24 protein-coding genes are annotated in these 26,423 nt (G+C 46.4%); 6 read left to right on the top strand and 18 right to left on the bottom strand.

Annotation, left to right across the window (positions count from 1 at the left end; genetic code table 11):
• Positions 1-26: 26 nt before the first annotated feature.
• A complete protein-coding gene (locus K6V30_RS24720) occupies positions 27-617 on the top strand; it encodes an ExbD/TolR family protein (protein ID WP_010539285.1) in 591 nt (196 codons plus the stop codon).
• Between the two features lie 3 nt (positions 618-620).
• Entirely contained in the window at positions 621-1,091 is a 471-nt protein-coding gene (locus K6V30_RS24715; protein ID WP_010539284.1) for an ExbD/TolR family protein, read from the top strand.
• A gap of 111 nt (positions 1,092-1,202) precedes the next feature.
• On the opposite strand, the gene K6V30_RS24710 is transcribed toward K6V30_RS24715, so the two are convergent.
• On the bottom strand, positions 1,203-1,739 hold the full coding sequence (locus tag K6V30_RS24710; protein WP_010539283.1) for a GNAT family N-acetyltransferase: 537 nt from the start codon (positions 1,737-1,739) through the stop codon (positions 1,203-1,205).
• Positions 1,740-1,878: 139 nt separating this feature from the next.
• Positions 1,879-3,156: an IgA Peptidase M64 gene (locus K6V30_RS24705; protein WP_055271441.1), complete on the bottom strand. Its 1,278-nt coding sequence runs from the start codon at positions 3,154-3,156 to the stop codon at positions 1,879-1,881.
• 152 nt (positions 3,157-3,308) lie between these two features.
• Between K6V30_RS24705 and K6V30_RS24700 the strand changes: the two genes are divergently transcribed.
• On the top strand, positions 3,309-3,788 hold the full coding sequence (locus K6V30_RS24700) for an Lrp/AsnC family transcriptional regulator (RefSeq protein WP_055271439.1): 480 nt from the start codon (positions 3,309-3,311) through the stop codon (positions 3,786-3,788).
• A gap of 18 nt (positions 3,789-3,806) precedes the next feature.
• Here K6V30_RS24700 and K6V30_RS24695 read toward each other — a convergent pair whose 3' ends face one another.
• The 6 genes from K6V30_RS24695 to K6V30_RS24670 form a co-directional block, all read right to left on the bottom strand.
• Entirely contained in the window at positions 3,807-4,301 is a 495-nt protein-coding gene (locus K6V30_RS24695) for a dihydrofolate reductase (protein WP_055271437.1), read from the bottom strand.
• A gap of 7 nt (positions 4,302-4,308) precedes the next feature.
• Positions 4,309-5,103, bottom strand: a complete 795-nt coding sequence (locus K6V30_RS24690) for a thymidylate synthase (RefSeq protein ID WP_010539280.1) — start codon at positions 5,101-5,103, stop codon at positions 4,309-4,311.
• Between the two features lie 37 nt (positions 5,104-5,140).
• Positions 5,141-6,412 carry a cardiolipin synthase gene (cls, locus tag K6V30_RS24685; protein ID WP_010539279.1) on the bottom strand — a complete coding sequence of 424 codons (1,272 nt, stop codon included), beginning with the start codon at positions 6,410-6,412 and terminating at the stop codon, positions 5,141-5,143.
• Between the two features lie 823 nt (positions 6,413-7,235).
• Entirely contained in the window at positions 7,236-7,565 is a 330-nt protein-coding gene (locus K6V30_RS24680) for a DUF5056 domain-containing protein (RefSeq protein WP_010539278.1), read from the bottom strand.
• Positions 7,549-8,097, bottom strand: a complete 549-nt coding sequence (locus K6V30_RS24675; protein WP_010539277.1) for an RNA polymerase sigma factor — start codon at positions 8,095-8,097, stop codon at positions 7,549-7,551. Before K6V30_RS24675 ends, K6V30_RS24680 begins: the two co-directional genes overlap by 17 nt.
• Entirely contained in the window at positions 8,094-8,939 is an 846-nt protein-coding gene (locus K6V30_RS24670; RefSeq protein ID WP_010539276.1) for a DUF6249 domain-containing protein, read from the bottom strand. The genes K6V30_RS24675 and K6V30_RS24670 overlap by 4 nt, the downstream gene beginning before the upstream one ends.
• A 108-nt stretch (positions 8,940-9,047) precedes the next feature.
• Between K6V30_RS24670 and K6V30_RS24665 the strand changes: the two genes are divergently transcribed.
• Entirely contained in the window at positions 9,048-10,541 is a 1,494-nt protein-coding gene (locus tag K6V30_RS24665) for a methyltransferase RsmF C-terminal domain-like protein (protein WP_055271435.1), read from the top strand.
• A 277-nt stretch (positions 10,542-10,818) separates the two neighbouring features.
• On the opposite strand, the gene K6V30_RS24660 is transcribed toward K6V30_RS24665, so the two are convergent.
• The 8 genes from K6V30_RS24660 to K6V30_RS24625 form a co-directional block, all read right to left on the bottom strand.
• Positions 10,819-11,637: a hypothetical protein gene (locus K6V30_RS24660; RefSeq protein ID WP_055271433.1), complete on the bottom strand. Its 819-nt coding sequence runs from the start codon at positions 11,635-11,637 to the stop codon at positions 10,819-10,821.
• 81 nt (positions 11,638-11,718) lie between these two features.
• The gene (locus K6V30_RS24655) at positions 11,719-12,912 is read right to left on the bottom strand and encodes a TolC family protein (RefSeq protein WP_055271430.1); all 1,194 of its coding nucleotides are present in this window, start codon (positions 12,910-12,912) and stop codon (positions 11,719-11,721) included.
• A 41-nt stretch (positions 12,913-12,953) separates the two neighbouring features.
• The gene (locus tag K6V30_RS24650; RefSeq protein WP_055271428.1) at positions 12,954-16,094 is read right to left on the bottom strand and encodes an efflux RND transporter permease subunit; all 3,141 of its coding nucleotides are present in this window, start codon (positions 16,092-16,094) and stop codon (positions 12,954-12,956) included.
• Positions 16,095-16,225: 131 nt separating this feature from the next.
• On the bottom strand, positions 16,226-17,524 hold the full coding sequence (locus K6V30_RS24645; RefSeq protein WP_055271426.1) for an efflux RND transporter periplasmic adaptor subunit: 1,299 nt from the start codon (positions 17,522-17,524) through the stop codon (positions 16,226-16,228).
• An 87-nt stretch (positions 17,525-17,611) separates the two neighbouring features.
• Positions 17,612-18,022, bottom strand: coding sequence for a DUF6769 family protein (locus K6V30_RS24640; RefSeq protein ID WP_010539270.1), 411 nt, complete (start codon positions 18,020-18,022; stop codon positions 17,612-17,614).
• A gap of 68 nt (positions 18,023-18,090) precedes the next feature.
• Positions 18,091-18,303, bottom strand: a complete 213-nt coding sequence (locus K6V30_RS24635) for a hypothetical protein (protein ID WP_010539269.1) — start codon at positions 18,301-18,303, stop codon at positions 18,091-18,093.
• Positions 18,293-18,874 (bottom strand): ATPase, encoded by a 582-nt coding sequence (locus K6V30_RS24630; RefSeq protein ID WP_010539268.1) that lies wholly within the window; start codon positions 18,872-18,874, stop codon positions 18,293-18,295. The genes K6V30_RS24635 and K6V30_RS24630 overlap by 11 nt, the downstream gene beginning before the upstream one ends.
• An 87-nt stretch (positions 18,875-18,961) precedes the next feature.
• The gene (locus K6V30_RS24625; RefSeq protein WP_008761073.1) at positions 18,962-20,599 is read right to left on the bottom strand and encodes an ABC-F family ATP-binding cassette domain-containing protein; all 1,638 of its coding nucleotides are present in this window, start codon (positions 20,597-20,599) and stop codon (positions 18,962-18,964) included.
• Between the two features lie 144 nt (positions 20,600-20,743).
• On the opposite strand from K6V30_RS24625, the gene K6V30_RS24620 reads away from it, so the two are divergent.
• Together K6V30_RS24620 and K6V30_RS24615 are read left to right on the top strand one after the other, a co-directional pair.
• Positions 20,744-21,142: a response regulator gene (locus K6V30_RS24620; RefSeq protein WP_010539267.1), complete on the top strand. Its 399-nt coding sequence runs from the start codon at positions 20,744-20,746 to the stop codon at positions 21,140-21,142.
• Between the two features lie 165 nt (positions 21,143-21,307).
• Positions 21,308-21,481 carry a hypothetical protein gene (locus tag K6V30_RS24615; RefSeq protein WP_153880789.1) on the top strand — a complete coding sequence of 58 codons (174 nt, stop codon included), beginning with the start codon at positions 21,308-21,310 and terminating at the stop codon, positions 21,479-21,481.
• Positions 21,482-21,543: 62 nt separating this feature from the next.
• Here the strand turns inward: K6V30_RS24615 and K6V30_RS24610 are convergent, their stop codons facing one another.
• Entirely contained in the window at positions 21,544-23,157 is a 1,614-nt protein-coding gene (locus tag K6V30_RS24610) for a SusD/RagB family nutrient-binding outer membrane lipoprotein (RefSeq protein ID WP_022301007.1), read from the bottom strand.
• A gap of 11 nt (positions 23,158-23,168) precedes the next feature.
• Positions 23,169-26,150 (bottom strand): SusC/RagA family TonB-linked outer membrane protein, encoded by a 2,982-nt coding sequence (locus tag K6V30_RS24605; RefSeq protein WP_255323218.1) that lies wholly within the window; start codon positions 26,148-26,150, stop codon positions 23,169-23,171.
• Between the last annotated feature and the right edge of the window lie 273 nt (positions 26,151-26,423).

Below are 26,423 nucleotides of genomic sequence, written 5' to 3'. Positions count from 1 at the left end.
GATACTCAATTTAATAAGTAATAACAATGGCAAGAGGAAAAAGAAAAGTTCCTGATATTAACTCAAGTTCTACGGCGGATATCGCTTTCTTGTTGCTGATCTTCTTCTTGATTACAACATCAATGGATACAGACCGTGGTTTGGCAAGACTTTTGCCTCCACCACCCGAAGATCAAGATCAAAAGAATACGGATAAGATTAAAGAACGTAACATTTTGCAGGTATACTTGAATAAGGATGATGCTTTGATGTGCGGTAATGATTATATCGGTGTTGATCAGCTGAGAGAAAGAGCTAAAGAATTTATTGCGAATGCCGGTAATGCGGAGCATATGCCTGAAAAGACACAGAAGAATGTGGAATTTTTTGGTACGACTCTCGTTAACGACAAGCACGTAATTTCTTTGCAGAATGACCGCGGGTCTTCTTATCAGGCATATATCAGCGTGCAGAACGAACTTGTTGCTGCATACAATGAATTGAGAAATGAATTAGCTCTTCAGAAATGGCAGAGACCTTATGAGGAATTGAATGACGAACAGCAAAAAGCAATTCGTGAAATCTATCCGCAGAGAATTTCTGAGGCAGAACCTAAAAAATACGGAGAAAGGAGGTAAGTAATGGGAAAATTTAATAAAACTGGTAAACGTGAAATGCCGGCATTGAATACTTCTTCATTGCCTGACCTTATCTTTACTTTGTTGTTCTTCTTTATGATTGTAACAACAATGCGTGAGGTTACTTTAAAAGTACAGTTCACACTTCCGGAAGGTACTGAGCTCGAAAAACTGGAGAAGAAATCACTGGTAACATTCATTTATGTGGGTGAACCGACTCAGGAATATCGTGCGAAAATGGGTACTGAAAGTCGTATTCAGCTCAACGACAGCTACGCTGAAGTGGGCGAAGTACAAGACTTCATTTTCCAGGAACGCGCAAGTATGAATGAGGGTGACCAAGCTAAGATGACTGTGTCTCTGAAAGTAGACCAAAAAACAAAAATGGGTATTATCACTGACGTGAAGAATGCTCTTAGAAAATCTTACGCTTTGAAGATTAACTATTCGTCTACTAAACGTGGTGAGAAATAAACAGTTAATTTGATATATAAGAGAAGGGTGTCCAAGCAATTGGACACCCTTTCTTTTTTGATGCTGTTTGTATTTTGTCAGGTTTTGCCTGAACTTATATTTCAAGTTGCTTTATTCTTTGACTCCATAAACTACTGTGTGAAGTTTATGTCTTATTTCTTCATAATCCTTTTCTGCATCCAGATTACCGTGCACCATCAGATACATGGGCAGGAAGTCATCTCCTGCTTTGTAGGGTGGTTGATAGTAATCTTTTTCCCAAAGTGTGAATCCATGGCGTTGGTAGAAATTGATACGGCGTTTAGCCATCTCCTCTACCGGGCGTTCCACTTCCAGAACAATGGGGTATTTTAGGTGTTCACACAGGTGCTCTAAAGTGCGTTTGCCGTAACCTCCGTTGCGCAATGCCGGATTGGTGGCGAAATGCTCTACATAGTAGAATCTGTCGAAGTCCCAATATGTGATAAAGCCGATAGGCAGGTCATCATCAAAAATGATATTATTATGGAAGTTGCCTATCCGGTCTGTGTATTCACGAAGATGCTCCAGTTGGCGGTATTCTTCCGGTGGAAACGATTCGACAAGAAGTTCTTCCATAAATTTGTAATGTTGCACGTCCGATGTAGTAATCGGTTGAAATCTGATCATACGGTTTGGGTTTTTAAGTTTGACAATATTGCTTTTCTGTTATTATATTAGTTGTTTTTATACCGGTTGTTTTTATATCGGTTGTTTTTTTATATCGGATACATAAGATTTCTGATCGAATTCTTATGACTGCCTGTGACTAAGGAACATAGAACTCGATAATCCGTTGGATAGCACGCCGGCAGACCGGGCAAAATTCGGGATATTCGTTCGTTTTCATACGGCAATTGAATGCGGGACGGTATATGCCTTTGGCTGAGTAACCACCGCCTTCATATACACCTACCGGATAGCTTTGGTGTTGTGTGGCAGGGGTGGGGACAGGTGTATTCGGTGCAAGCATATCCTTCCATTTTGAGGCGAAGTTTACCCGCGTACTGATATTTTGTTCCCATGGTTCTACATCCAGCGGATAGGTGTCCGTCATTACATCGTCTTCATAAAAATACTCATCCGCCAAGCCCGCAAAACTATGTCCGAATTCGTGGACTACTACTGGCTTGAACATGGCATGGTGAGCAGTAGTCAGCGTATATGAGTTGTAGATTCCTCCTCCACCGTACACATCTGTATTGGCAAGAATAATAATGTGTTCGTAAGGAATACCTGCCAAGGCATTATGGATGGCTTTCACCCGGCTTGTAGTCAGATAACGGTCTGAGTAAAAAGTATCAAAATGGGAATGAACAGCCGTGTGCTTCCATTGATTCTCGCGGGGCACACTGACTCCGCTGTCAATAGACGGGCTGGCTACAGCCACTATGTTGAACTTGTTTTTCATTGACCGGAATGGTTCATGAGAAAACAGGCTTTCACAAGCTTTCTGCGCATCCTGATAGAATACATTCATTTCTTTTTCCGTATATCCCTCTGCCAAGATAGCTACATCTATGCACTCTTTTTCGTTACCGCTGCGAAGCATGTATCGATGTGGGGTGACATGTGTTGTTCCGCGTTTGTGAATCAAAATATCTTCCGGGCGGACAATATGCTTAAAACTGGTCATCACTTCCTTGCGGGGAGTAAATAGAACAACTTCTACTTCTGCCGGCTGTTTGGGATAGGGAAGTAAGAAACTGTTTTCGAAGCCCCGTGCCGTTTCTTTGGCTTCATCGGTGGACAACCACTCTTGAAACAGTGAAGAAAAGGAATGCTTATAAATACATTGTCCCGTAGCGAGATCTTTTACGATGATCTGCCCGTTGCCTTCCAGCGGAAGCTCGGACAAATGATGCTCACGACCTGCCCAGGAAGGAAGTTGTGATAACTCATCCAGATAGATGGCTTGCTGTTTATTGTTTCCGGTGAAAATGTAGTCCACCCTCAGCGTTTTATCCTGAAAATAATCTGCAAAGTTTTGCGCATAACTTCCTGCTGATGCCAGGAAAAAAAGAAGAATACTGCAAATTTGTTTCATATAAATAGTATATTTATGTTTTTCACAAAGGTACGAACTATTGTTGACTTATTCGATATTTGCAAATAAAAGTAATAAATCATAGTATTTGTTGCCGAAAAATAGCTAACTTTGCATGAAAGATTCATTGATTAAAACAATTTGATTCAAAAATGGGACATCATCAATTAGATGCTTTAGATGAGCAAATTCTGAAATTAATAGCAGGGAACGCGCGTATTCCTTTTCTGGAAGTAGCCAGAGCATGTAACGTTTCCGGGGCGGCTATCCACCAGCGCATTCAGAAGTTGACTAATCTGGGAATATTGAAAGGGTCGGAATATGTCATCGATCCTGAGAAGATAGGATATGAAACTTGTGCTTATATCGGTATATATCTGAAAGATCCGGAATCCTTTGATTCGGTAACAAGAGCTTTGGAAGCAATTCCGGAAGTAGTCGAATGTCATTTCACTACAGGTAAATATGATATGTTTATCAAGATTTACGCGAAGAACAATCACCACTTGCTGAGTATCATCCATGATAAGTTGCAGCCTCTGGGGTTGGCGCGTACTGAAACATTGATCTCCTTCCATGAAGCCATAAAGCGGCAGATGCCCATTATGGTCGACATAGAAGATGCAGATTAATTGTATTAAATAACAGACTTACTGTTTCACGTAATCTACAAAAGCATACGGGCAGAGATGTTTCTCATCCACAGGATGAGCCTCTCTGCTTTTTTCGTGCCATTGAGCGGGAGATACTTCCGGGAAGAAGGCATCAGCTTTGGGAGCAAGGTCATTTATTTCCGTCAGGCAAAGCTCATCGGCAAAGGGAAGTGCCTGTCTATAAACGCTTGCGCCTCCGATGATATATATATGCTCGTCTTCCTTGCAACTTTGCAAGGCTGCTTCCAGTGATGGAAAGACTTCTGCGCCGGGACATACTGTTTCCGGTCGGGAGGATAACACAATATTCCTGCGGTTGGGCAGCGCCCCTTTCGGGAGCGATTCAAAGGTTTTTCTTCCCATGATAATTGTGTTTCCGGTGGTCAATGCTTTGAAACGTTTCAAGTCGTTGGGCAACCAGAAAAGCAGTTTATTCTGAAAGCCGATAGCCATTCGACGGTCTACGGCGGCGATGATTGATACTTTACTCATGTCTTTTTTATACCGCTACTATTCCGGCAATATGTGGATGCGGGTCGTAATTCACCAGTTCGAAGTCTTCGAACTTAAAGTCGTAAATACTCTTCACATCCGGATTAATCTTCATTTGAGGCAATGCGCGTGGTTCGCGGCTGAGCTGTAATTTAACCTGTTCCAGATGGTTCAGGTAGATATGGGCATCACCGAGTGTATGAATGAAGTCTCCCGGTTTCAGTCCTGTTACTTGCGCCATCATTTGCAACAGGAGCGCGTATGATGCGATGTTGAACGGAACTCCGAGAAATATGTCCGCGCTGCGCTGATAAAGTTGCAGGCTCAGCCGACCGTCTGCCACATAAAACTGGAAGAAGGCATGGCAAGGAGGAAGATTCATATTCTTTAAATCAGCTACATTCCAAGCACTTACAATGATACGGCGGGAGTCGGGATTGTGCTTGATGGTCTCTACGGCTTCGCTGATCTGGTCGATGAATCCACCGTCGTAGTCGGGCCACGAACGCCATTGATAGCCATAGATATGTCCTAAGTCACCGTTTTCGTCCGCCCATTCGTTCCAGATGCGCACGCCGTGTTCTTGCAGATATTTCGCATTCGTATCCCCTTGCAGAAACCAGAGCAACTCGTAGATGATTGATTTCAGATGCAGTTTTTTAGTCGTCAGACATGGGAAACCCTCGTCGAGGTTGAAACGCATCTGATGCCCGAATACGCTGATCGTTCCGGTTCCTGTGCGGTCACTCTTTTCTGTTCCTTCGGTTAGTACGCGATGGAGTAAATCTAAATATTGTTTCATAGCGAATAATTTTCCAATAAATGGGTGCGATGCAAAATTACAAAAATGGAGTGAATAAATTGGCAAACCATCCGACGAACTTCTTCCACGGTGAGCGCTTTTTCCAGAACTCGGGTGTCAGTTGCGTACAATGCTCTATATCGTTCCGGAACATTTCGTTCAGTTCCCCTGTGATTTCCTTGTTAAAGATGAAAGCATTCGTTTCGTAGTCGTACCGGAGGCTGCGGCTGTTCAGGTTGGCGGTGCCTACTGTGCAAAAAATGTCATCGACCATCATTATTTTAGAATGATGGAAGCCGCCATTATACATATATACAGTGGCTCCTCTCTTCATCAGTTTATGGAGTTTGTAGAGGGCGGCATCCGGTGTAAACGGGATGTCGGAGGCGGAAGAAACCATGATTGTCACATCTACACCACGTTCGATCGTGCGCTGGAGCGCTTTGTTGATGGAGGAAGTCGGTACGAAATACGGATTGACGATGTGCACGTTCTTTTGTGCCGAATAGATGGACATCGCATAAGCATGACTGAGCATGCGGCTGTTTTTCTTCGGTGTACGGTCGACAATGGCGACTACTACCTGGGTGCTGTCCGACTGTCCCTTGTGGAGGGGGAAGTAGGCTTCGCCACCGATGTTTTGTTTAGTCTCTTTGTTCCATATGGTGAGAAATATTTCTTGCAGATCATTGACAGCATCCCCTTCGATTCTCATGTGCATATCACGCCATGTACCGATTTTGGGGAGTCCGTTGATGTAATAGTCGGCGATGTTCATGCCTCCTGTATAGGCGACTTCACCGTCGATAACGGCTATTTTCCGGTGGTCGCGGTGGGCCGCATGGTTGATATATGGGAAGGTGAACGGATCGAATTTGACAATCTCGATTCCCTGTTCGCGTATTTTCTTGAGATGCTTTTTTTTGAGCGGTTTGTTGTTCGACCAGTTGCCGAACGCATCGAACATGGCCCGTACTTCCACCCCTTCTTTCACTTTTTCGGCCAGTAGGGCAAATAACGCATTGGCTATCGAATCGTTGCGGAAATTAAAATATTCCAGGTGGATATGATGTTTGGCCTCACGGATGGCGCTGAATAAATCGATAAACTTCTCTCGTCCGCTTTTTAGCAGCTTGACTTTGTTATTGTCGGATATAGGAATCCCCGACTCTGACAAGAAACGTAATACAAGGGAATCGCTTGTCAGGGCTATAGAGTCTCTGGGGTGTGTCATCAAACTGTCGATGACATCCGCTTGAGCACGGAATAAAGACAAAAACAGGAATAAAATAAATATACGTAGTTTCAAAACTCTTCTCGCTATTTTAGTTTACAAGGTAACAAAGATACAACATCTATGTTTGGAGCTATCGGGAGATAAGGATATATTTATTATAATTTAACAGAAAAAACAACAGGGAATCTCTTCAATAATAACGGAGCCCGGTGTAATAGGAGCTGATCAGACTGCTCTCTATTCTAATGTTTCTTCAATGGTAACTTGAGTCCGATGTAATAAGCACTCGTCTGTTTTTTCCTCTTTTTGGGGGGGGGAAAGGAAAAGGTAAAAGGGGGCAGTCCGGAAACCCTGTTTGAACTCCATACTGTGCTGATATGAACTAATGATTCTTTTTTTAGACATAAGCCCCAAAGAACAAATCTGCTATAAAAGCTATGCAGGAAATATGTTCTTTTGTTCTTATGTCTAAAGTCGATTCAAAACGAATCGGAAAAGAATATATTTAGGCACGGATTACACGGATTAACACGGTTGTTTTACGTAATCATAGCACTAAAACCGTGAAATCCGTGTAATCCGTGCCTAATCCTCAATTTATAATTTAGTTCATTTCCGTACAGAAAGAAACAATCAGAAAACAACCGGGGTTTCAGATTGATCCGGTAAAAGCTTTGTAAATAGGTGTCAATAAGTTCTTTACCTGTTTACAAAGCTTTCTGTTTCTGCTTCCGTCGTAGTGTCACAGCAGTGCCAAGGTTTGTCACGGCTGTTCCCTTCGGGTGTCAGGGTTGTGCCAACGGGCTGTCACAGTTGTGCCACCGCGATGGCACTGCTGTGCCAATGCAATGGCACAACTGTGACAAGCCGTTGGCACAAGGTACGGCAATGCTTGTTATGCCAGCGATACTACTTTCCGTCCGGCCATGAAAAGCAGGACGACCGTTGCAATGATGATTGATTTCGGATCGAGGCTGGCTGCACCGTGGTTGATCATGCCGATCAGTACTTCCCTCAGTGTTTCCCATACAGCTTGCAGTCCGCCCAGAGTGATGAAGAGCACTGCTCCTACTGTCATTACAAATAGCGTCCAAAGACGTGCCAGTCGATTGCTGCGATCGGGCAGTTGGTGCATGACGCGACGGCTGAATCCGTTGTCGGCTATTTCCCGCTTGTTCTCTGCGAAGAAATCTTTCAGAAGTTTATCATTATCTATTTCCGTCATAACCGTTTCTTGTTAAATACGTTGCTAATTTCTCTTTTCCACGCGACAGGTGGCTTTTCACCGTTCCTGCCGGTATTCCCATGATTCCTGCAATCTTGTCGATGCTTACATCTTCCATGTAAAACAGCGTGATGCAGGTTCGTTCCACTTCCTTCAGCGATTTGAGTGACTGGTAAACATCCATTGTCTGCCCTATGTTCGCTTGTTCCGTGTAGTTGGCGGCGTCTACTTCCCTGGTATCCAGGTCCGCCATCTCCTTTCGGCTGCGAATATAGTCATAAAATATATTATAAGCAATACGATACAGCCACGTAGAGAAACTCGACAAGTTTCGGAAAGAAGCCAGATTGGTGTATGCTTTGATGAAGGTATCTTGCGCCAGATCGTCACTCAATTCGTTGTCACCGCAGGTCAGATGCAGGAAGAAACGTCTGACAGGCGACTGGTACTTTTGCACCAACTGGTCGAAGGCCCTGGTGTTTTTGAACACCACGACCTGTGCGACTAGTGATATATCGTTGAGTTGGCTCATTTATTTTCTTCGTTCTTCTCTTCGTCGTTTTTTTCCGGGATTCTTGTCTCGTTCCTCTCGGTGGCGGACTCTGACTCTGTATTGACAGCTTCGTTTTTTTCTTCGGTGAAGCGAGTGTTGAAATTGCCGGTTCCGGTGTTCCTGCCGTTTTTCTCTCTGTCTGTGAATGAGGTCCGGTAGGTGGACTCTTGGTTATTTTGTTGTTTGTAGCCGACCAGCCATTGCCCGATTCCCATGAACATAACGAGCAGTCCGATCGCTCCGATTCCGAATTCGCCGGTAATCGCCCAGAGGAATATGAAGAGTCCGATGCCTGTGAAGGTGTTTCTGATACCTTGCGTGCGTTGATCCGTCGGTTTGCTTTCCCGGATGAATCCTTCCGGCAGCGGCTGTCCGGCTGCAAGTGCCTGTTCGGCAAGGCGATAACGTGCCTTCCGGTTCTTGTAGCGGAAGAAGAAGACTACAAATATGATGAATACCGGCATTCCGAAAATGGCAATGATGCTGATAATGGCTACCAGAATGCCTCCTCCGACTGCATTTCCGAAATTATTGAACGGGAAGTCGTCATCGTCAGAAACGATGGAGATACTTGCTTTTCCGTGCGGTCCGCGAGGGGTGCTCGCTTTGCTTGTACTTACATGGGTGGTATCGGCGTCTTCGTCATCCATGCCGACCACTGTCACGGCAGTGTTGCCGGCATTTGTTTTTGCATCTTTGTCCTTGGTCACGGTCACTTTTACGTTTCCGGTAGAATCGTTGATAACAGTGGTCTGTTTCTGGGCATTTGCCAGAGAAAAAATGGTCATCAGGACCAGTAAAGCAATTACAATTCGTTTCATATGATTATTTTTTTATTTGTTTCTTTGTCTGTTAGACGTAGTTCGTATGTCAGAAAGTTGCAAAGAGACGAAATATTTTTGATATTTGCAGGAATTAATAAATGAAAAATGAATTTACCCGCTTCTTTTATCGACTATACCCGTGCCTTGCTGGGCAACGAAGAATATGAAAAACTGGCTGTCGCCTTGCAGCAAGAACCTCCTGTCAGCATTCGATTGAATGAAAAGTTGGGAGCACTTTCACAAAATGCCGGCGCAGCCCATTCTTCATTCTTCATTCATCATTCTTCATTAAACAAAGTTCTTTGGGCATCCGACGGCTACTACCTTGATGAGCGTCTGACGTTTACGTTCGATCCGTTGTTTCATGCCGGTTGTTATTACGTGCAGGAGGCGTCGTCCATGTTTGTGGAGCAGGTGTTGCGGCAATATGTCAATGCTCCGGTGATGATGCTCGATCTTTGTGCGGCACCCGGCGGGAAGTCTACTCATGCGCGTAGTGTGCTTCCCGAAGGAAGTCTGCTCGTGGCGAATGAGGTGATCCGAAACCGTTCTCAGGTGCTGGCGGAGAATCTGACTAAGTGGGGGCATCCGGATGTGGTCGTAACCAACAATGATCCGGCTGATTTCTCAGCACTTTCGTCTTTCTTTGACGTCATTCTGACTGATGTACCCTGTTCGGGTGAGGGAATGTTTCGTAAAGATCCCGTAGCTGTGGAGGAGTGGAGCCCGGAAAACGTAGAAATCTGCTGGCAGCGTCAGCGGCGGATTATTGCGGACATCTGGCCTTGTCTGAAACCGGGAGGTATATTGATATATAGTACGTGTACCTATAATACCAAAGAAGATGAAGAGAACGTACGCTGGATTCAGGAAGAGTTTGGTGCCGAACTGCTGCCTTTGGATGTCCGGGAAGAATGGAATATAACGGGGAATTTACTCAATGGAGAGGGCGAGTTTCTGAAGAGTTTTCCTGTCTATCATTTCCTTCCCCATAAGACAAAAGGCGAAGGTTTCTTTTTGGCCGCACTTCGCAAACCGGAAGTGGAAGAGGAGGAGAATGTTGTATTTTCTTTTTCCAAAGTGAAGGCTGCAAAGAAGAAAGATAAGAAAGGAGGGGCGGTGACTTCTTCTCCTGTTTCGAAAGAAAATAGGACGTTGGCAGGCAGTTGGCTGAACAGTGAAAATGCTGAAAGATATGCTCTGTTGGCGGAAGAAAAAGAGGTAAAAGCCTTTCCGCAGCAATATATGGATGAGCTGGCTGCCATGAAGCAGTATTTGAAAGTGGTGCAGGCAGGTGTACTGATAGGTGAGGTGAAGGGAAAGGATCTGAGTCCTGCTCATGCGTTGGCTATGAATGCTTCACTTTTGCGGCAGGATGCTTTTGATACGGAAGAAGTGAGTTATGAACAAGCTATCGCTTATTTACGAAAAGAGGCTATCGCCTTGTCGGAAACAGCCCCTCGCGGTTATGTATTGCTTACTTACCGGAATATTCCTCTCGGATTTGTGAAGAATATCGGTAATCGGGCCAATAATCTTTATCCGCAGGAATGGCGCATCCGTAGCGGGTATTTGCCGGAGGAGATACGGACTTTTTAAAATGAAGAATAAAGAATGGGCTGCGCTATCCACGCTGCACAGTAATTCTTCATTTAGTTCATTCTTTATCAGAAAAGAATATATTTAGGCACGGATTACACGGATTAACACGGTTGTTTTACGTAATCATAGCACTAAAACCGTGAAATCCGTGTAATCCGTGCCTAATCCTCAATTTATAATTTAGTTCATTTCTGTACAGTTTTGAATGAAGAATGGGCTGCGCTATCACGCTGCACAGTAATTCTTCATTCATCATTCTTCATTTAGTTCATTCTTAAGGAAGTATTCCGGTAGGTATTTCCTTATAATTCAGCATGAAACCGATTTGTCTGCCTGTTCCCGGTTCTCCTCCTTCCGTAATTTCTTCCAATGTATAGGATGGAGGCGGCTCGGGCGATGTCCGGGTATCTTCGAGAGGCGGTGTCCCCCAGTTCAGTTGCAGGTTCTTGTCCAGTCGGTGAGATAAGTAGGGAGTTCCCCATAAGATGAATTTATGTTCTGAGGGCGGTGCTGCGTCCAGCGAAAAAGTAAGGCTTAATGTCAGTCTATCCTCCGTTCCTTGTTCCAATGCATAACTTCCCTTGGTGATTAACTCCAGTCCTGATGAAAAGGCAGTTTGCTTTCCTTGTTTGAAGAAGTAAGCGTCCCGGGCAGCGTTGCTGATGAGAAAGATGTCGTCGATGCCGGGCAGGAGATTCTTGTCTATGTTGGGACGTATAGAGTTGCGAATCAGATTTATATCTTCGTAGTTATCCACTACTTTGATGGGCAGGGTACACGTTTCCTGTGTGGCATTGTCCGTCACTTTCAGGTAAGTGCTTCCGGTGAGAATACCGGTTACGTAAATCTGGCATCCGGCAGGAACTCCGCTCCAGCCGGTTTCTGTTCCGGCACTTGCGATGTGAGCATTTCCAATTTCCAGTGAGTAATCTCCGTTTCCGCTTTCAATTCCCAGGTAGCGTCTTCCACCCATGGGCACCTCGTATTTGCTGTCATAAAACCGGAGAGGAGCGTCGGCATCCTCTTTGCAGGCACTCCATAAAAGAAGAATGCAAAACAAAATGGAGGAGTAAGAGAGGGTTCTAGTTTTCATAATAGTTTAGTGTTTTTATACTCCCCAAATGTAATGCATTCTTTTTATTTATTCAATCATAAAGACGAAATAAAGAAGAATTTATAACTTGCTTTTATAAATCCGTGCCATCGCCTTTTGATATTGATTCTCCAATTGGAGATAATTCTGGTGACTTTGATAAATGACGGATACTTCCACAAAATACTCGATCATACTGATTTGTCCCCCTGTCAGAGCCTGTTTCAGCAGGGCGAGGTCTTGTTGCGCCTGAAAGGTTTTCCGGTATTCCTCCATCGAAGTATGCAGCGTCTTGGCTTCCCGATAAAGCTGCGCCAGTTCAGATTCCACTTGCAGGGCGGCGTTGTCTTTTTGCAAGTCGATGTTCAGCGCTTGTGCTTTGGCTATCTTCACTTTGTTGCGATTCTCGAAAAGCGGGAAGGAGAAGCCGACTACTACTCCGTTGAATGGAGTTCCGGTTTCCGTGTTCCGGCGATAGCCGAGTTCCAGCTTCGGGAGCCATTGCGATTTGTTGACGGCGATCTGCTTGCGGGCAACGAGGCTTTCGTTGTTGAATGCCATCAGGGTGCGGTCGGCAGAAAGCACTTCCGATTTCAGCATCTGATAATCGGCGGGGAAAGGCGTTGCGGGATACGCGCTTTCTTCGAAAACTACGGGGATGTTGCCGTTCAATGTGTTCAGTTCCTGCAGTTTATTGCGCAGGGCGGTCTCATTGAGCGAAGTTTCCGTTTTGACATTCAGCAGTTCCAGATTGATTTTATTCGTTTCCAGTGCGTTCGCATCTCCGGTTTGCAGGCGTTTAGCGTACATTTTGGCGAGTTCTTCCGCATTGCGCAGCCGTTCCTCCAGAATGTGCTTTTGCTGGCGGAGCATAATAATATCCAGGCACACCTCTTTCGCCAGCAGTAACTTTTCCTGCCGGAAAACGCTCGCCTGACTGTCAAAAGCACCTGCCTTCAGCCGATTCAGTTTGTTGCGGGTGGCGTATAAACTCGGAAAATCGAAGCTTTGCGAGACAACAAGTTCGCCAATCGTTTCGTTTTTATCTTTCGCGCCCCAAAGGTGAGCATAAGACAATGTCGGATCAGGCAGGTTGTTGTCCGTTTTGGCTTCCAGCTTTTGCGAAGCGATCAGCTGGGCGTTTGCCTGCAACTCCTTATTGTTGGTTTCAATATTCTTCAAAACCTGTTCGATGCCGCTTTGGGCGCGCACTTCGCCCGTCGGGGCGAGAAGTGCGCAACTTATCAAAGAGCCTATAATGATGATTCGTTTCATACTTTTTTCTTTATTCGTTTCTATTTATCCTCCGTAGCCGGCTACACGGTTTCTGTTGCAACCTCTATCGTTCCTCCCTGAATTTCAGCGACTTCACCTTCTTTTTTCCGGTGCATCATCAGATAAACAATCGGAACGATGAAACCGTTCAGGAAAGTCGATGTTAAAAGTCCGCCCAGAATCACCTTCGCCATCGGGCTCTGGATCTCGTTGCCCGGCAAATCACCGCCCAAAGCCAACGGAATCAGTGCCAGGGCAGAAGAGAGGGCCGTCATCAGAATCGGGTTCAGGCGGTCGAGAGAGCCTTGTATCACACTGTCGTATACATTCAATCCCTCTACCTGTTGCAGATGGTTGTAGTGGCTGATGAGCAGCATACCGTTACGGGTCGCTATGCCGAACAGAGAGATGAAACCGATAATTGCCGGAATACTCACTTCTCCGGTCGTGATGACGAGAGCAAAGACACCGCCGATCAACGCCAGCGGCAGGTTCAGCAAAATCACACCCGATTCTTTGACACTGCGGAATTCGTGGTAGAGCAGCAGGAAGATAATGACGATGCTCATAAAAGAGGTCAACGCCAAGGTACGGCTGGCTGCCTGTTCGCTTTCAAACTGGCCGCCATATTCGATGTGGTAGCCTTCGGGCAACTGGATGGAGGCATCAACCTGCTTCTGAATATCGTTGACAACACTGCGGAGGTCGCGGTCGGCTACATTCGCGGAGATGACGATTTTCCGTTTTACGTTTTCGCGGTTGATCGTGTTCGGTCCCATCGAGGAAACGACTTCCGCTACGTAGTTCAGCGGAACTTTGCGTCCGTCGTTGGTATCCACCATTAAGTTGCGTATTTTCTCCATTTCGTCGCGTGCGTCGTCCTTCACCTTCACGATGAGGTCGAAGCTCTTGCCCTGCTCGTACACTTGCGAGATGACTTTTCCTGCCAGCGCTACGTTCACGTATTCGGAGAATTCCGGCAAGGTGATGCCGAATTTCGCCAGCATTTCCCGTTTGGGCTGTATTTTCAGCTGCGGGCGTTCGATTTGCTGTTCCACGTTCAGGTCGGCAATTCCCGGAATGTCACTGATGGCTCCCTTGATCTGATTTCCCAGTGAGAACATCTTGTTCAGGTCGTCTCCGAACAGTTTGATGGCGATATTTGCTTTCGTACCGGACAACATCGCGTCGATACGGTGGCTGATGGGCTGACCGATTTCGATGTTCGCTCCTGTGATCGTTCCGAGCTTTTCGCGTACCTCGGCAACGAGTTCGCTGCGCGGTCGGTCTTTCAGTTCGAACGGGGCCTCTATTTCCGAAACGTTTACTCCGAGCGCATGTTCATCCAGTTCGGCACGTCCCGTTTTGCGGGCTACGGTTTGTATTTCGGGGATGGTGAGCAGCAGTTCTTCGGCACGGTGTCCCATTTTGTTGCTCTCTTCCAGCGAAATACCCGGCAGGGAACTGATATTGATGGTAAACGAGCCCTCATTGAACGAAGGCAGGAAGCTGCGTCCGAGTGTGAAGAATACCCCCAAGGCAACGAGAAAGAGGGCGATTGTACCTCCTAGCGTCGCACGTTTGTGTGCCAGCACCCATGTCAGCGCTTTCTCGTAAATGCCTTTCATCCAGCGGGCTACGAACGATTCTTTCAGTTCTTTATTGGTCTTGTTGCTGCCCAGCAGATACGAGCAGAGTACCGGAGTCAGTGTCAGGGCAACCACCGTAGAAGCGAACAGCGCCACGATGAATGCAATGCCCAGCGGCACCAGCATGCGTCCTTCCATTCCGCTCAGGAAGAACAAAGGGATGAAGCTGACAACGATGATCAGCGTTGAGTTAAGAATCGGCATTCGCACTTCCTTCGAAGCGTTGAATACCACTTCCAGTGTGCTGAGTCGTTCAGCTTCCGCTTTCTGACGGTTTTCCCGCAGTCGCTTATATACATTTTCCACATCGACAATGGCGTCGTCCACCAGCGAACCGATGGCAATCGCCATACCTCCCAGACTCATCGTGTTGATTGTCAGCCCCATGTAGTGAAGCGTGAGGATAGAGACGAGCAGTGAGAGAGGCAGTGTCACCAGTGAAATCAGTGTGGTGCGCACATTGGCCAAAAACAGGAAAAGTACGATGACGACGAAGATACCTCCTTCGAAAAGGGACTTCTTCACGTTGCCGATAGAGCTTTCGATAAAGCGGCTCTGGCGGAAAATGTCTGTAGAAACTTTTACGTCCGCAGGCAGATTCTTCTGAAGGTCTTGCAGGGAAGCTTCCAGTTTGTCCGTCAATTCCAGTGTACTGGTGGCGGGCTGTTTGGTGACGGTCATTAATACCGCGGGTTTGCCACGTTCCGAGGCAGTACCCAGTTTCGGGGCTTTCGGCCCAACTTTTACGTCGGCGATATCTTCCAGTGTCACCGGAAAGCTGTTCACCGTCTTCACTACCGCTTTGCCGAGTTCTTCCACTTTTTGGGTGGAAAGTACTCCGCGCACGATGTATTCATTTCCGAATTCATAAAGTACGCCTCCGTTGGCGTTCAGATTCATATCTTGGGTGACAGCCATTACTTCGCCCATCGACACCCCATAGTGGCGCATCCGTTCGGGGTCCAGCTGAATCTGGTATTCCTTGATATCACCTCCGAGCACTGCTACTTGTGCCACCCCTCCGGTGGAGAGCAGGCGCGGGCGGATGGTCCAGTCGGCAATCGTCCGGAGATCGAGCATAGAGGTGGAGTCGGCGGTCAGACCGACAATCAGCATTTCGCCCAGGATGGATGACTGGGGGCCCAGCGTGGGTTTGCCTACGTTGACAGGAAGTGACTCGCTGACTACCGCCAGTTTTTCGCTGACGATTTGACGGGCGAGGTATATATCTGTGCCCCAGTCGAATTCTACCCAGACAACGGAGAAACCGTTGGTAGACGAAGAACGGACACGGCGCACGCCGGTAGCCCCGTTTACGGCTGTTTCGACGGGGAAGGTGACGAGCTGTTCCACTTCCTCGGCTGCCATACCGTTGGCTTCGGTCATGATGACCACTGTCGGGGCGTTCAGGTCGGGGAACACGTCTACTTCCGTATGCATGGCGGTGTAAGTTCCCCCGATGAGCAGGAGAATGGCCGCGCAGAGCACAACCAGTCGGTTGTGCAGGGAGTAATGTATGATTTTATTTAGCATGATATTTCATTGATTAAGTTTGGTTCCCCCGTTCACTTTTGAAGAAGCTGTGCAGGGGGTAAACTTGCGTAATTATAACTAATTCTGTGTGCACTGCAAGGAAATCCGCTTACGGCACCTTGCTGCTGTCGCTAATGTTCGTGGCTGTGCGCAGGTATGGCGTTGCTTGCACTTGCCAGACGAACCTGATAAGCCCCTTCGGTCACTACGCGGTCTCCGGCCTTGACTCCGGTCAGTATTTGTACGCTTTTGCCATTGTCGGCACCGAGAGTTACTTCCTGCTTCTTATAGCCTTCTTCATCCAGTTGCAGGTATACGAAGAAGATACCTTGCTCTTCCGTTAAGGCAGTGCGAGGTAAAGAGATCACGTTTTCCAGTTCAGAGGAAAGCAGGTAAACTTCGACAAATGATCCCGGAATCACTTCGCCTTTATTGTCAAATTCGAAAGTGACGGGCACATAGAATGAGTTGTCTCCGGACGTTTTTCCGAAGGAAAGCAGTTTGCCGCTCAGTTCTTTCAGTTCGTACACCTCATTATTATAAGGAGTCTGGAAATTGGCGGAACTGATAGTGCGCAGGTATGGATAGTATTTTTCCGATACTTCAGCGCGGAGGAAAAGCCGGCGGTTCTGCGTCACGCTGACCAGTGGCTGACCGATGGTGACGTAGTCTCCCTCGTTGACCAGAATGCTTTTCACGTATCCGGCAATGGGCGCGGTGATATTCTGGCCTATGGCAGAATGATTTTTGGCAAGTGCTTCGTAGCTGAGACGCGCATTCTCGTAGTTCTGCTCCGCTTGTGCGAAATCTTTGTCAGACACAATCTTGTTTTTGACAAGTGACTTCATTCGCTCGTATTCCTTTTTAGACACCTCATAAGCGATTCGGGCACGTTGTACCGGATCACCGTCGGCGATGTTGTGCGAAGAAATGGTAATCAGCGGAGTGCCGCGGCCAACGCTCATTCCTTCCGTCACTTTTCCACGGAAAGAAACGACTCCGGCTACCGTAGCTACGGCAACCGATTCGTCTCCTTGGGCAGCTAATACCTGTCCGCTTGTTTTGATGACTTGCTGGAAGGGGGCCGGTGTGATGGTGCTGACCTTCACACCGGCTGCGTCGGCTTTCGCTTTCGGGAGAATGATTTCGTCGCTGTGTTCTCCGGCTGGTTCACTGTGTTCGCCGGCAGCCTTACTGCTCTTTCCGGCATCCTTGTCGTGGTCGTGGCCTCCGCTGCATTCACCTTCGTGTGAATGGTCGGCACCTTCGGCTTCGTGGTCATGTCCTTCTGTTTCGTGATCATGTCCTTCGTGCTCATCATGATTGTGTGTGACGGTTTCGTGGTCATGTCCTTCATGACCGGTCTTTTTACTATTGCAAGAGCCAAGGGCGAATAAGCCCAGCACTCCTATAAAGATAAGTTTCTTCATAAATGTAATTTTCCTACTAAGTTTTACTGTTTATTTTACGCTGCAAAGATAGAGTAACGCAGATGCAACTTGCTTGCATTTACGTCTTTACGCAAAAACAGAGTAGGGAGGGGCGCGAAGGGAGGAGGTACGAGGAATTTTCGTACCATGCAGGGATTCACGATAGATGTAGTAGTTCTTGACTCGTCTTTCCTGCGGTCGTAATAAATGTTCGATGATCACATCCGTAAACAGGGTGGCGATGAATACGTAGTTCGGACCGCTGTCAGTGTGTACGGAGGGGATAGGAGAATGGAAGCGTGTCATGCATTCGCTGCTGCAGCATGAGTCGCTGGCGGGGTGATGATGGTGGTTGGGGCATTGCTGCTCAACCGGTTGGTCCTGCTTCATGCAGATCATCCCGTTGGGGTGGTGATGATGGGGAATAACGGCGGCTACCAACATAATAATGTTGATAATGAACAGCATCGTTACTATAAATCGTTTCTTCCCTTTCATCCTTTATTTTACAAAAATGCTTTCAAATTTAGTGAAACTTCCAATATATCTTTAATTGTAAAACTTCATTATTTCTTTTCCGACCCTATCCTTTTCTCTTTCTCTTGTTCCTGCAAGCGTTCGAGCAATTCTGTGGCGGAAACGTAAATCACTTTTCCATCGGGCGTGCCTTGGCTAAGGAGTTTACCGTGGCGGGCATTTTTTTCCAGTAGCCGTTGTTCGGCCAGTTGAAGCCCACGCCGCAGTTTATCACTCAATTCTTGCATTTCATTATTTGACATAACTTTTGATGCGATTAAAAAGTTCAAGTTCGTATATCCGGTCCTCACCTTGTTGGCAGCCTTCGGCTACGATTACTCGGGGAGAGACACTGTTATCTGCTAATAACCAATAATCTACACGTGACGCATATATTCGGAACAGGTTGTTTATGCCTGCCTGATAGCGGCGGTAGATTGTATCTATAGGCACATTGTGCCCTCCTTCGTTGACCCGTTGTAATACACGGTTGACTGCTAATTCCGGAGAATTCAGCCAAAAATAGATCAGGCTTACTTTATATCCGGCATTTTGTGCTCTCGTAATGAGTCGTGTATACGAGCGAGTCGCTAATGTCGTTTCAATGGAGAAACTAATTCTTGCTGCCAATAGCTCGTCAATACGTTTCAACATTAAACGTCCGGCTTCTATAGCCATACTTTCCGGATTGAACGGTGATAACCCTTTTGCAATCTCATCAGCATTGACAAATTCTTTGCATAATAATATTTCAGGCAATACAGTGTAAGAAGCTGTTGTTTTTCCAGCTCCATTGCATCCGCTTATAATATATAATTGCCTTGTTTCATCCATTTCAAATTATCTGTTTCAGATATAATGTGACAAATATACAAATACTTTTCTTTTCACCTAAAGCAGATCATGTCTTTTTATTGTTTATTATTTCTTTTCCAGTTCCTGCAACGAGTCCATTTTCTTCTTTTCGAGGAATTCGTAGATGCCGCAAAGATGCTCTGTCACCTTCTTATTGCCGAATTCGTAAACTTTCGTCACCAGTCCGTCAAGGAAGTCACGGTCGTGCGAAACGACAATCAGCGTACCGTCAAAATCCATCAGCGCTTGTTTGAGGATATCTTTGGTTTTCATGTCGAGGTGGTTGGTCGGCTCATCCAGAATCAGTAGGTTGACCGGTTCCAGCAAGAGCTTGATCATTGCCAGACGGGTACGTTCCCCTCCCGAAAGCACTTTGACTTTCTTCATAGACTCCTCCGGTCCGCCAAACATGAATGCACCGAGCAAATCACGTATCTTGTTGCGTATTTCTCCTTTGGCCACATCGTCAATTGTCTGGAACACTGTCAGGTTTTCATCCATCAGCGAGGCCTGGTTCTGGGCGAAATATCCGATTTGTACATTATGTCCCAGTGTCAGTGTGCCGTCATGGTCGATCTCGTTCATGATACATTTGACAAGCGTCGATTTTCCCTCACCGTTCTTGCCTACAAAAGCCACTTTATCGCCACGTTCAATCGTCAGATTGGCATTGCGGAATACGACATGGTCTCCGTATGTCTTTCCTACGCCTTCCATCGTGACAGGATAGCTGCCCGAACGGGGCGAAGGAGGGAACTTCAGCCGTAGTGCCGAGGTATCTTCTTCGTCTACTTCCAGCAGCTCCAGTTTCTCCAGCATCTTGACACGGCTCTGCACCTGTAAAGTCTTCGAATACGTCCCCTTGAAACGTTCGATGAATGCTTCCGTCTCGGCGATGAATTTCTGCTGTTCGTCATAAGCTTTCTGTTGCTGTTCGCGACGTTCCTTGCGCAGTTGCAGATATTGGGAGTAGTTAACTTTGTAGTCGTAGATACGTCCCATCGTAACTTCGATGGTGCGGGTGGTGATGTTGTCCACGAATTTACGGTCGTGGCTGATCACGATGACCGCTTTGCCGTTATTTATCAGGAAATCTTCCAGCCACTGGATCGATTCGATGTCCAGATGGTTGGTCGGCTCGTCGAGCAGGAGTACGTCCGGTTTTTGCAGCAACAGTTTGGCGAGTTCGATACGCATGCGCCAGCCACCGCTGAAGTCGCTTGTCTGCCGCTGGAAATCTTCGCGGGTAAAACCGAGACCAAGTAATGATTTTTCTACATCCTCTTCGTAGTTGGTGGCGTCGATGGAGTAAAATTTTTCGCTCAGGGCGGATACTTCCTCTATGAGCGCCATATAACTGTCGCTTTCGTAGTCTGTTCTCGTTTCCAACTCCTTGTTCAGTGCGTCGATCCGTGCTTCCATCTCGTGCAGATGTGCGAAAGCCTGTGCTGTTTCGGCAAACACCGTTCTGCCGTCTTCCGTCATCAAATGCTGTGGAAGATAGGCTACCACGCAGTCTTTTGGGGCCGATACCTTACCACGGGTAGGCTGTCTGACCCCTGCCAGAATCTTGAGTAACGTACTTTTCCCCGCTCCGTTTTTTCCCATCAGGGCGATGCGGTCTTTTTCATTGATAACGAAAGAAATATCACTAAATAGGGTAGTGCCGCTAAACTCTACGGCTAGTCCGTCTATGGAAATCATACAATTCTTTATAATTTGAGGCGCAAAGATAGCGAAATATATCAATCTTTTTTATAACTTGCGGGCTGAAAAGCATTATTAACTGAAATATGTTGACTAAAAAGTAATTAAAAAGAATAAATTTAAAAATAATATAGAAACGATATGGAAGGCGGACAAACAAATGAATTCAGACCTCTTATCCTAGTGGCTGAAGACGACGACAGCAACTTCAAACTGATCAAAGCAATCATCGGAAAGAAATGTGATATACAGTGGGCGAAAAACGGTGAAGAAATCGTGGCACTGTTCAAGGAATACGGCAAAGAGGCCAAAGCGATCCTGATGGACATCAAAATGCCTGTGATGAACGGACTGGATGCTACAAAGATTATTCGCGAGGAAAACAAGGAAATTCCTATCATCATGCAGACTGCCTATGCTTTCAGCTCTGACAAGGAGAATGCGATGAATGCGGGAGCCAGTGAAGTGCTGGTGAAGCCGATTACGTTGTCGATTCTTCGCGGTACGCTGACGAAGTATTTTCCCGAACTTGTCTGGTAAGCCGTTTTTTCCCGGTAAATAGTCCTTTGCTTCGGTAAAAACGATCTTTATTCGGCAAAACGGTATTGAAGAGTAGAAATAAGGTATAACAACGCAGGCGTTTTTTCCTGTTTTGTATTTGTGATATTAACAAATGGCTGACGGGGATTATATGGATTCTTATATATGAAAATCCACATTGTCCCCGTCAACTATGTCCGGACGTTTCAGTGTAAACCGGGTTTTCAGATTGATCCTGTAACCCGGACGTTGGAGTGGCTTGCCCCTTTGGCGGGAAAAGCCTTTAAAAGTAAAATAGGCGAACCTCACGGTCAGCCTATTTCTGTTCGTTTCCGTTAATTTGTTAGAGTTCAGAAACGACTCTATGTAAAGCTCTCCTTTGAGAGATTTAAGAGCAATTTTTATCGGCTTCCGCCTGCCCACCAAACGGGTTCGGAATATACGTATTGCCCGTCACCGAAGGCTTCTTTAATGGCTACATTGGCCAATACGTCATCTGCTCCGTAACCAAAACGCAGCGGGAATCTGTTTGAGTTCAGCGGATTTTTCAGCTCCACTAAATTCTCGTTTGCGCCTTTCATACGACGATAATCGTTGTAAGCTTCCAGAGATTCGCCGGATGCTCCGAAGAATGCCAGATATTTTTGTATCATTGTTTCTTTTAATGGGTTAGCGGCAAAGAGAGGAGCTACTTCGTTGTCAAAATAAGCTTCAGCAACGGCATTACCCAAAAAGTCGGCTTTTCCACCTAACCAGTTTCTGGCAGCGTCGGCAACTGTATTTTCCAGATTGGAGAATGCGGCGACAACTGCATCTTTCAAAGCTGCTTTGGCATCATCAGTTCTGCCTCCAAGGCGGCACAGTGCTTCTGCTTCAAGGAATTTAACTTCATGATAGCTGATCAGTTGTGTAGGCGCAGTCATAGCCCATGAGGCCATAGACATGCCGTAATTATTCTGTAATTCCTGAGGGGTGCCGTTAGGAGCCACTTTGATAGCATCGATTGTAGTGGCTTGCTTTGCACCACCTCCGTAAGCGACATTTCCGCTCGGATCAGGTTGAGTAAATGACCGTGGGGCTCTCGGGTCATTTCTTTCTGCAAATTTCTCGATAAGGCTTTCGCTGGCAGCAAGACTGTTGCGGCTATAACTGAAAGCCCAGAGAGGATTTAACTGAGAGTCGCCGTCATAAATATCCAGTTTGCACTCTTCACTTGCATCTGTAAATGATTTGCTTACATAGGTCAGGATATTCTGGAGGTCAGTTGTCTGGTTGGCGCTTTTGTTGAGCAAGCGCATTGTATAGCGTGCTTTCAGGGCATAAGCCGTCTTGAGCCACAGGCCGGCTTGTGCATCCGGGTCCGACCCATAGATGAGGTCTTTAGATCCAACTGCACCGGACAGACCTTCGTCTTCGGCTGTTCCATCTTTCAAGAGCGTGATGGCGTCATCCAAGTTCTGCATAACTTCTTTGTAGATAGATTCTTGCGAATCGATTTTAGGCTGCATATACATCGGCGTACCGTCCGGATTCAAAATTCCTGTTTCGCTGAAAGGAGTGTCTCCGAACACATCGGCTACTACCGCGCCGTTGTAAGCCAGGAGGATTCTGGCTATCGCTTCAGTTACCACATTTCCTTTTTCCGAGGGATCTTCCTGGCATTTATTGATCACAATTTTTGCATTCTTAATATTGGCGTAAACGCTGATCCACGCATTATTGTAAGTGGTGGCAGTGGTCGGTTCACCGCTGCGGACTTCTGCGCGGTAGAGCTGGTTGCCGATGCCCGCTTCGTGTTCCATATAAACGGACGAATAGAGTGAAAAATCTCCCCCTACTGTACTGAATGCAGTGCTGACTCCCAAGTCGGTTATCAAAAATTTCGCCGGGGCATCCTGCGGATTATTGGGATTCTTGTTGACTTTGTCCATTGCATCTTCCGTACAAGCAGAAGCAATGACAGCAGTAAAGAAAGAAACTGCCAGCAATTTTCCTATTGATTTATATTTTTTCATTGTCTTGCAGATTAAAATTTAATATTAAAGCCGAAACCAAAGCTAGCTGTTTGCGGCATTGAATAGTCTTCGAAAGCTCCGGACATGTTGTTGTTTCCTTGGCTGGCTTCCGGGTCGAGGTCAGGCATTTGCGCCCAAACCAAAATGTTTCTGGCGAACGCGTTCACAGAAAGTTCCATCCATTTTTTCTGGAGTACTTTGTAGCTCACTGCAACTTCGCGAAGTTTGATGAAAGAATTGTCATATACGGAAGATTCATCAATATCGTTCAGACGGCTGTAGTACACTTGCTGTGCATTGGCTCCTGTGATGGCGATGTCGTTTTTGGTTCCATCCTGTTTGTAACCGTCAAAGATGATTGTTCCTTCACGGTTCTCTGTTCTTTTGCTTACACCGTAATAGTCGGACAGACCGGTGGTTCTGCTGTACATCTGACCGCCTTGTTTCCAGTCGAGAACAGCACTGATGGTACATTTCCACAGGCGTAATGAAGTGTTGAAGCCCATTACGAAATCCGGAGAAACTTTTCCGATCACTTGCGCTTCGCCGGCGATGGGCAGACCGTTTTCGTCAACCAGTCGGTTGCCGTCAGCGTCTCTCTTGTAACCTACGCCGTAGATGACAGGGAATTTTTCTCCTGCCGATGCGCGAACCTGTGGAGTGACGTAACCTCCTAGTGAGATGTTTTCTACGCCCGGAGCCAGTTCGTCTACATAGTTGTCAATCTTTGTCCAGTTGAAAGCGAAATCCCAGTCGATATTCTTAGTGCGGATCGGGTTGAAGCCCAATGTGATTTCATGCGTGTCGGTATGAATTTTACCACCGTTGGTCAACAGTTTGCTGGCGCCGGTAGAAGAAGCCAAAGGCACTGAGAATATTTGGTCTGTAACGTTTTGGCGCGAATAAGTGTAGTTCAACGTGATCAGGTTGTTGAAGAAATTCACGTCAGCACCGATTTCGTAAGAACGTGTATTCTGAGGTTTCAGATTCGGGTCGAATATGGTGTAATAAGGGGTGTACGCAGTGGTACCTTTGATCGGGTACATAATGGGGTTCAGCGAATAAAAACCTCCTCCGTACGTTGGAGTCGAGTAATAATTTTCAAGGAAATCCCCTGCCTGTCCTACTTCTGCATAAGAAACTCTCAGTTTGGCGTAATTGACTACGTCGTTTTTCAGTTCCTCGAGTTCTGTCAGGATGAACCCTGCTGACACGGAAGGATAGAAGAACGAACGGTTGTCACGCGGCATGTTGGATACATAGTCTTGACGTCCGGTTACTGTCAGATAAAGCATGTTTCTGTACGCAGCCGATACGTTGGCGAAGAAACCGACTGTACGGTTTTTCCACCTTTCCTCTTCCGTTTGCTGAGTGGTGGCATTGTTAATGTGGTTCCACCCTGCGAAGTTGTAGTTTGATCCGTATTCGTAGTATTTCTTTCTGTTGCTTTGGATGAACTCATTACCGACTACAGCATTCAGGCCCCAGTCGTCATTGATGTGCCAGTCGTAATTGATGGTCAGCAATGAGTTGTAGGTAGCGTTTGTCCAGCCGTAGTTTTCTATCTGGCCGCGACCGCCTCCGGTGTTGCTTCCGTATCCGTAGCTGTCGGAGTAGTGCGTGGTGTAGGCGTCAACACCCACCATGTATTTCGCATTCAGCTTGTGGTTGGCGGTGCCGAAATCTGTTTGGTAGTTGGCGTATATATTTCCGAAGAAACGGTTGGTGTCTTCCGTATATTTGTTGTTGTCTATCGCCCAGTAAGCGTTGTCAAAACTGCCGCGGAAAGAATTTTGCTTATAGATGTCACCGTCCACATGGCTAGGAATACCTGCCAGGTCGTAGCTTGCGGGAGATGCGTAAACGGTTCTCAGCAGACCGTTTCCGGAAGTTACCGCTTTGTCGATGGAAGTTGTGATGTAATTTCCGGCGAAACCTGTCGTGAAATTATTGGTCAGCTTTGTTTCTGCGCTCACTTTCACGTTATATCTGTCCATACCTGTTTTGGGGATAATACCATCCTGATGCGTATTTCCCAGCGATACGGAGTAAGAACTTTTTTCCAGTGTTTGCGCTACGTTCAGTGAGTTGCTCCAAGTCACGCCTGTCTCGAAGAAATCTTTTGCGTTGTCGTAAGCCTGTGGAGCAGCCCAAGGGGCGAGACCTGCTGAGGCGCGCTGTGGCACATAATATTTGCCGGATTGCTTGCCGTGCTTTTGGGTGAATTCATTGTCGGTGTTACCGCCGTATTTGGAGTCGTTGGGCAGTTCGGAGATTTTAGGTCCCCAGGATAGCCCCGAAGTAGGGCTGTAATTGCCACCGGACCCTTGCGCATACGTTTTCTGGAATTCGGGCAGACGCCCAATCACGTCAAAGCTGACATTGGATGAGAAGCTGACCTGTGGTTTGCCTTTCTCCAGTCCCTTACCGCTTTTGGTGGTGATGATGATTACACCATTGGAAGCACGGATACCGTAAAGTGCCGAAGCTGCCTGTCCTTTGAGGATGTTGATGCTTTCAATGTCGTTCGGGTCGATGTCTACCGCACGGTTGGCAAAGTCCACACCGCTCACACTACCGTTGTTCTGTATCTGTGTATCCACGTCTGGGGTACTTGTTACCGCCATTCCGTCAATCACATATAGAGGAGTGTTGTCTCCGGAGAAAGAACGTGCACCACGGATCGTAATCTGCGAAGATGCCCCCGGCATACCACTCGAAGGTTTGATATCCAAACCGGATACTTTTCCTTGCAGCGCTCCTGCCAGACTGGAGTTGGAAGCTTGCGTCAGTTGTTCGGATTTTACATCCTGAACGGCATATCCCAATGCTTTCTTTTCGCGTGAGATACCCATTGCCGTTACTACTACTTCATCCAGTGCTTTGGCGTCACTTTTTAATACTACGTTGATGACTCCTTGTTTGATCGTTACAGTTTGCGGAACCATTCCTACATAGGAAACGCGCAAAGTTTTAGAAGAACTTGGTATGATGGGGGATTCTCTTTTCCGGAAGCGTTAAGTGTTATTGAGGCTATTTAAGCATAAAATGATAAAAAGATACCATTTTGAATGATTTCCTGATGTTCTTTTTATGATAATGTCGGTTTTAACACTTTCTTTATGTCGCACTATGTTGTTTAAATATCGCAAAATTAATAGTAGAGCCTTCTTGTTGTATCTATTTCTTTGATAATTTCTTTCAATATGCTACTTTATAGTTAAAAACGTAACACTTTTTTAATTTTGATATAAATAGTGTTATCT

This window comes from Bacteroides faecis (genome assembly GCF_020091505.1).
GTDB classification, from domain to species: domain Bacteria; phylum Bacteroidota; class Bacteroidia; order Bacteroidales; family Bacteroidaceae; genus Bacteroides; species Bacteroides faecis.
The sequence above is the reverse complement of the archived record's forward strand: the minus strand, read 5'-3'. Positions and strand labels throughout refer to the sequence as shown.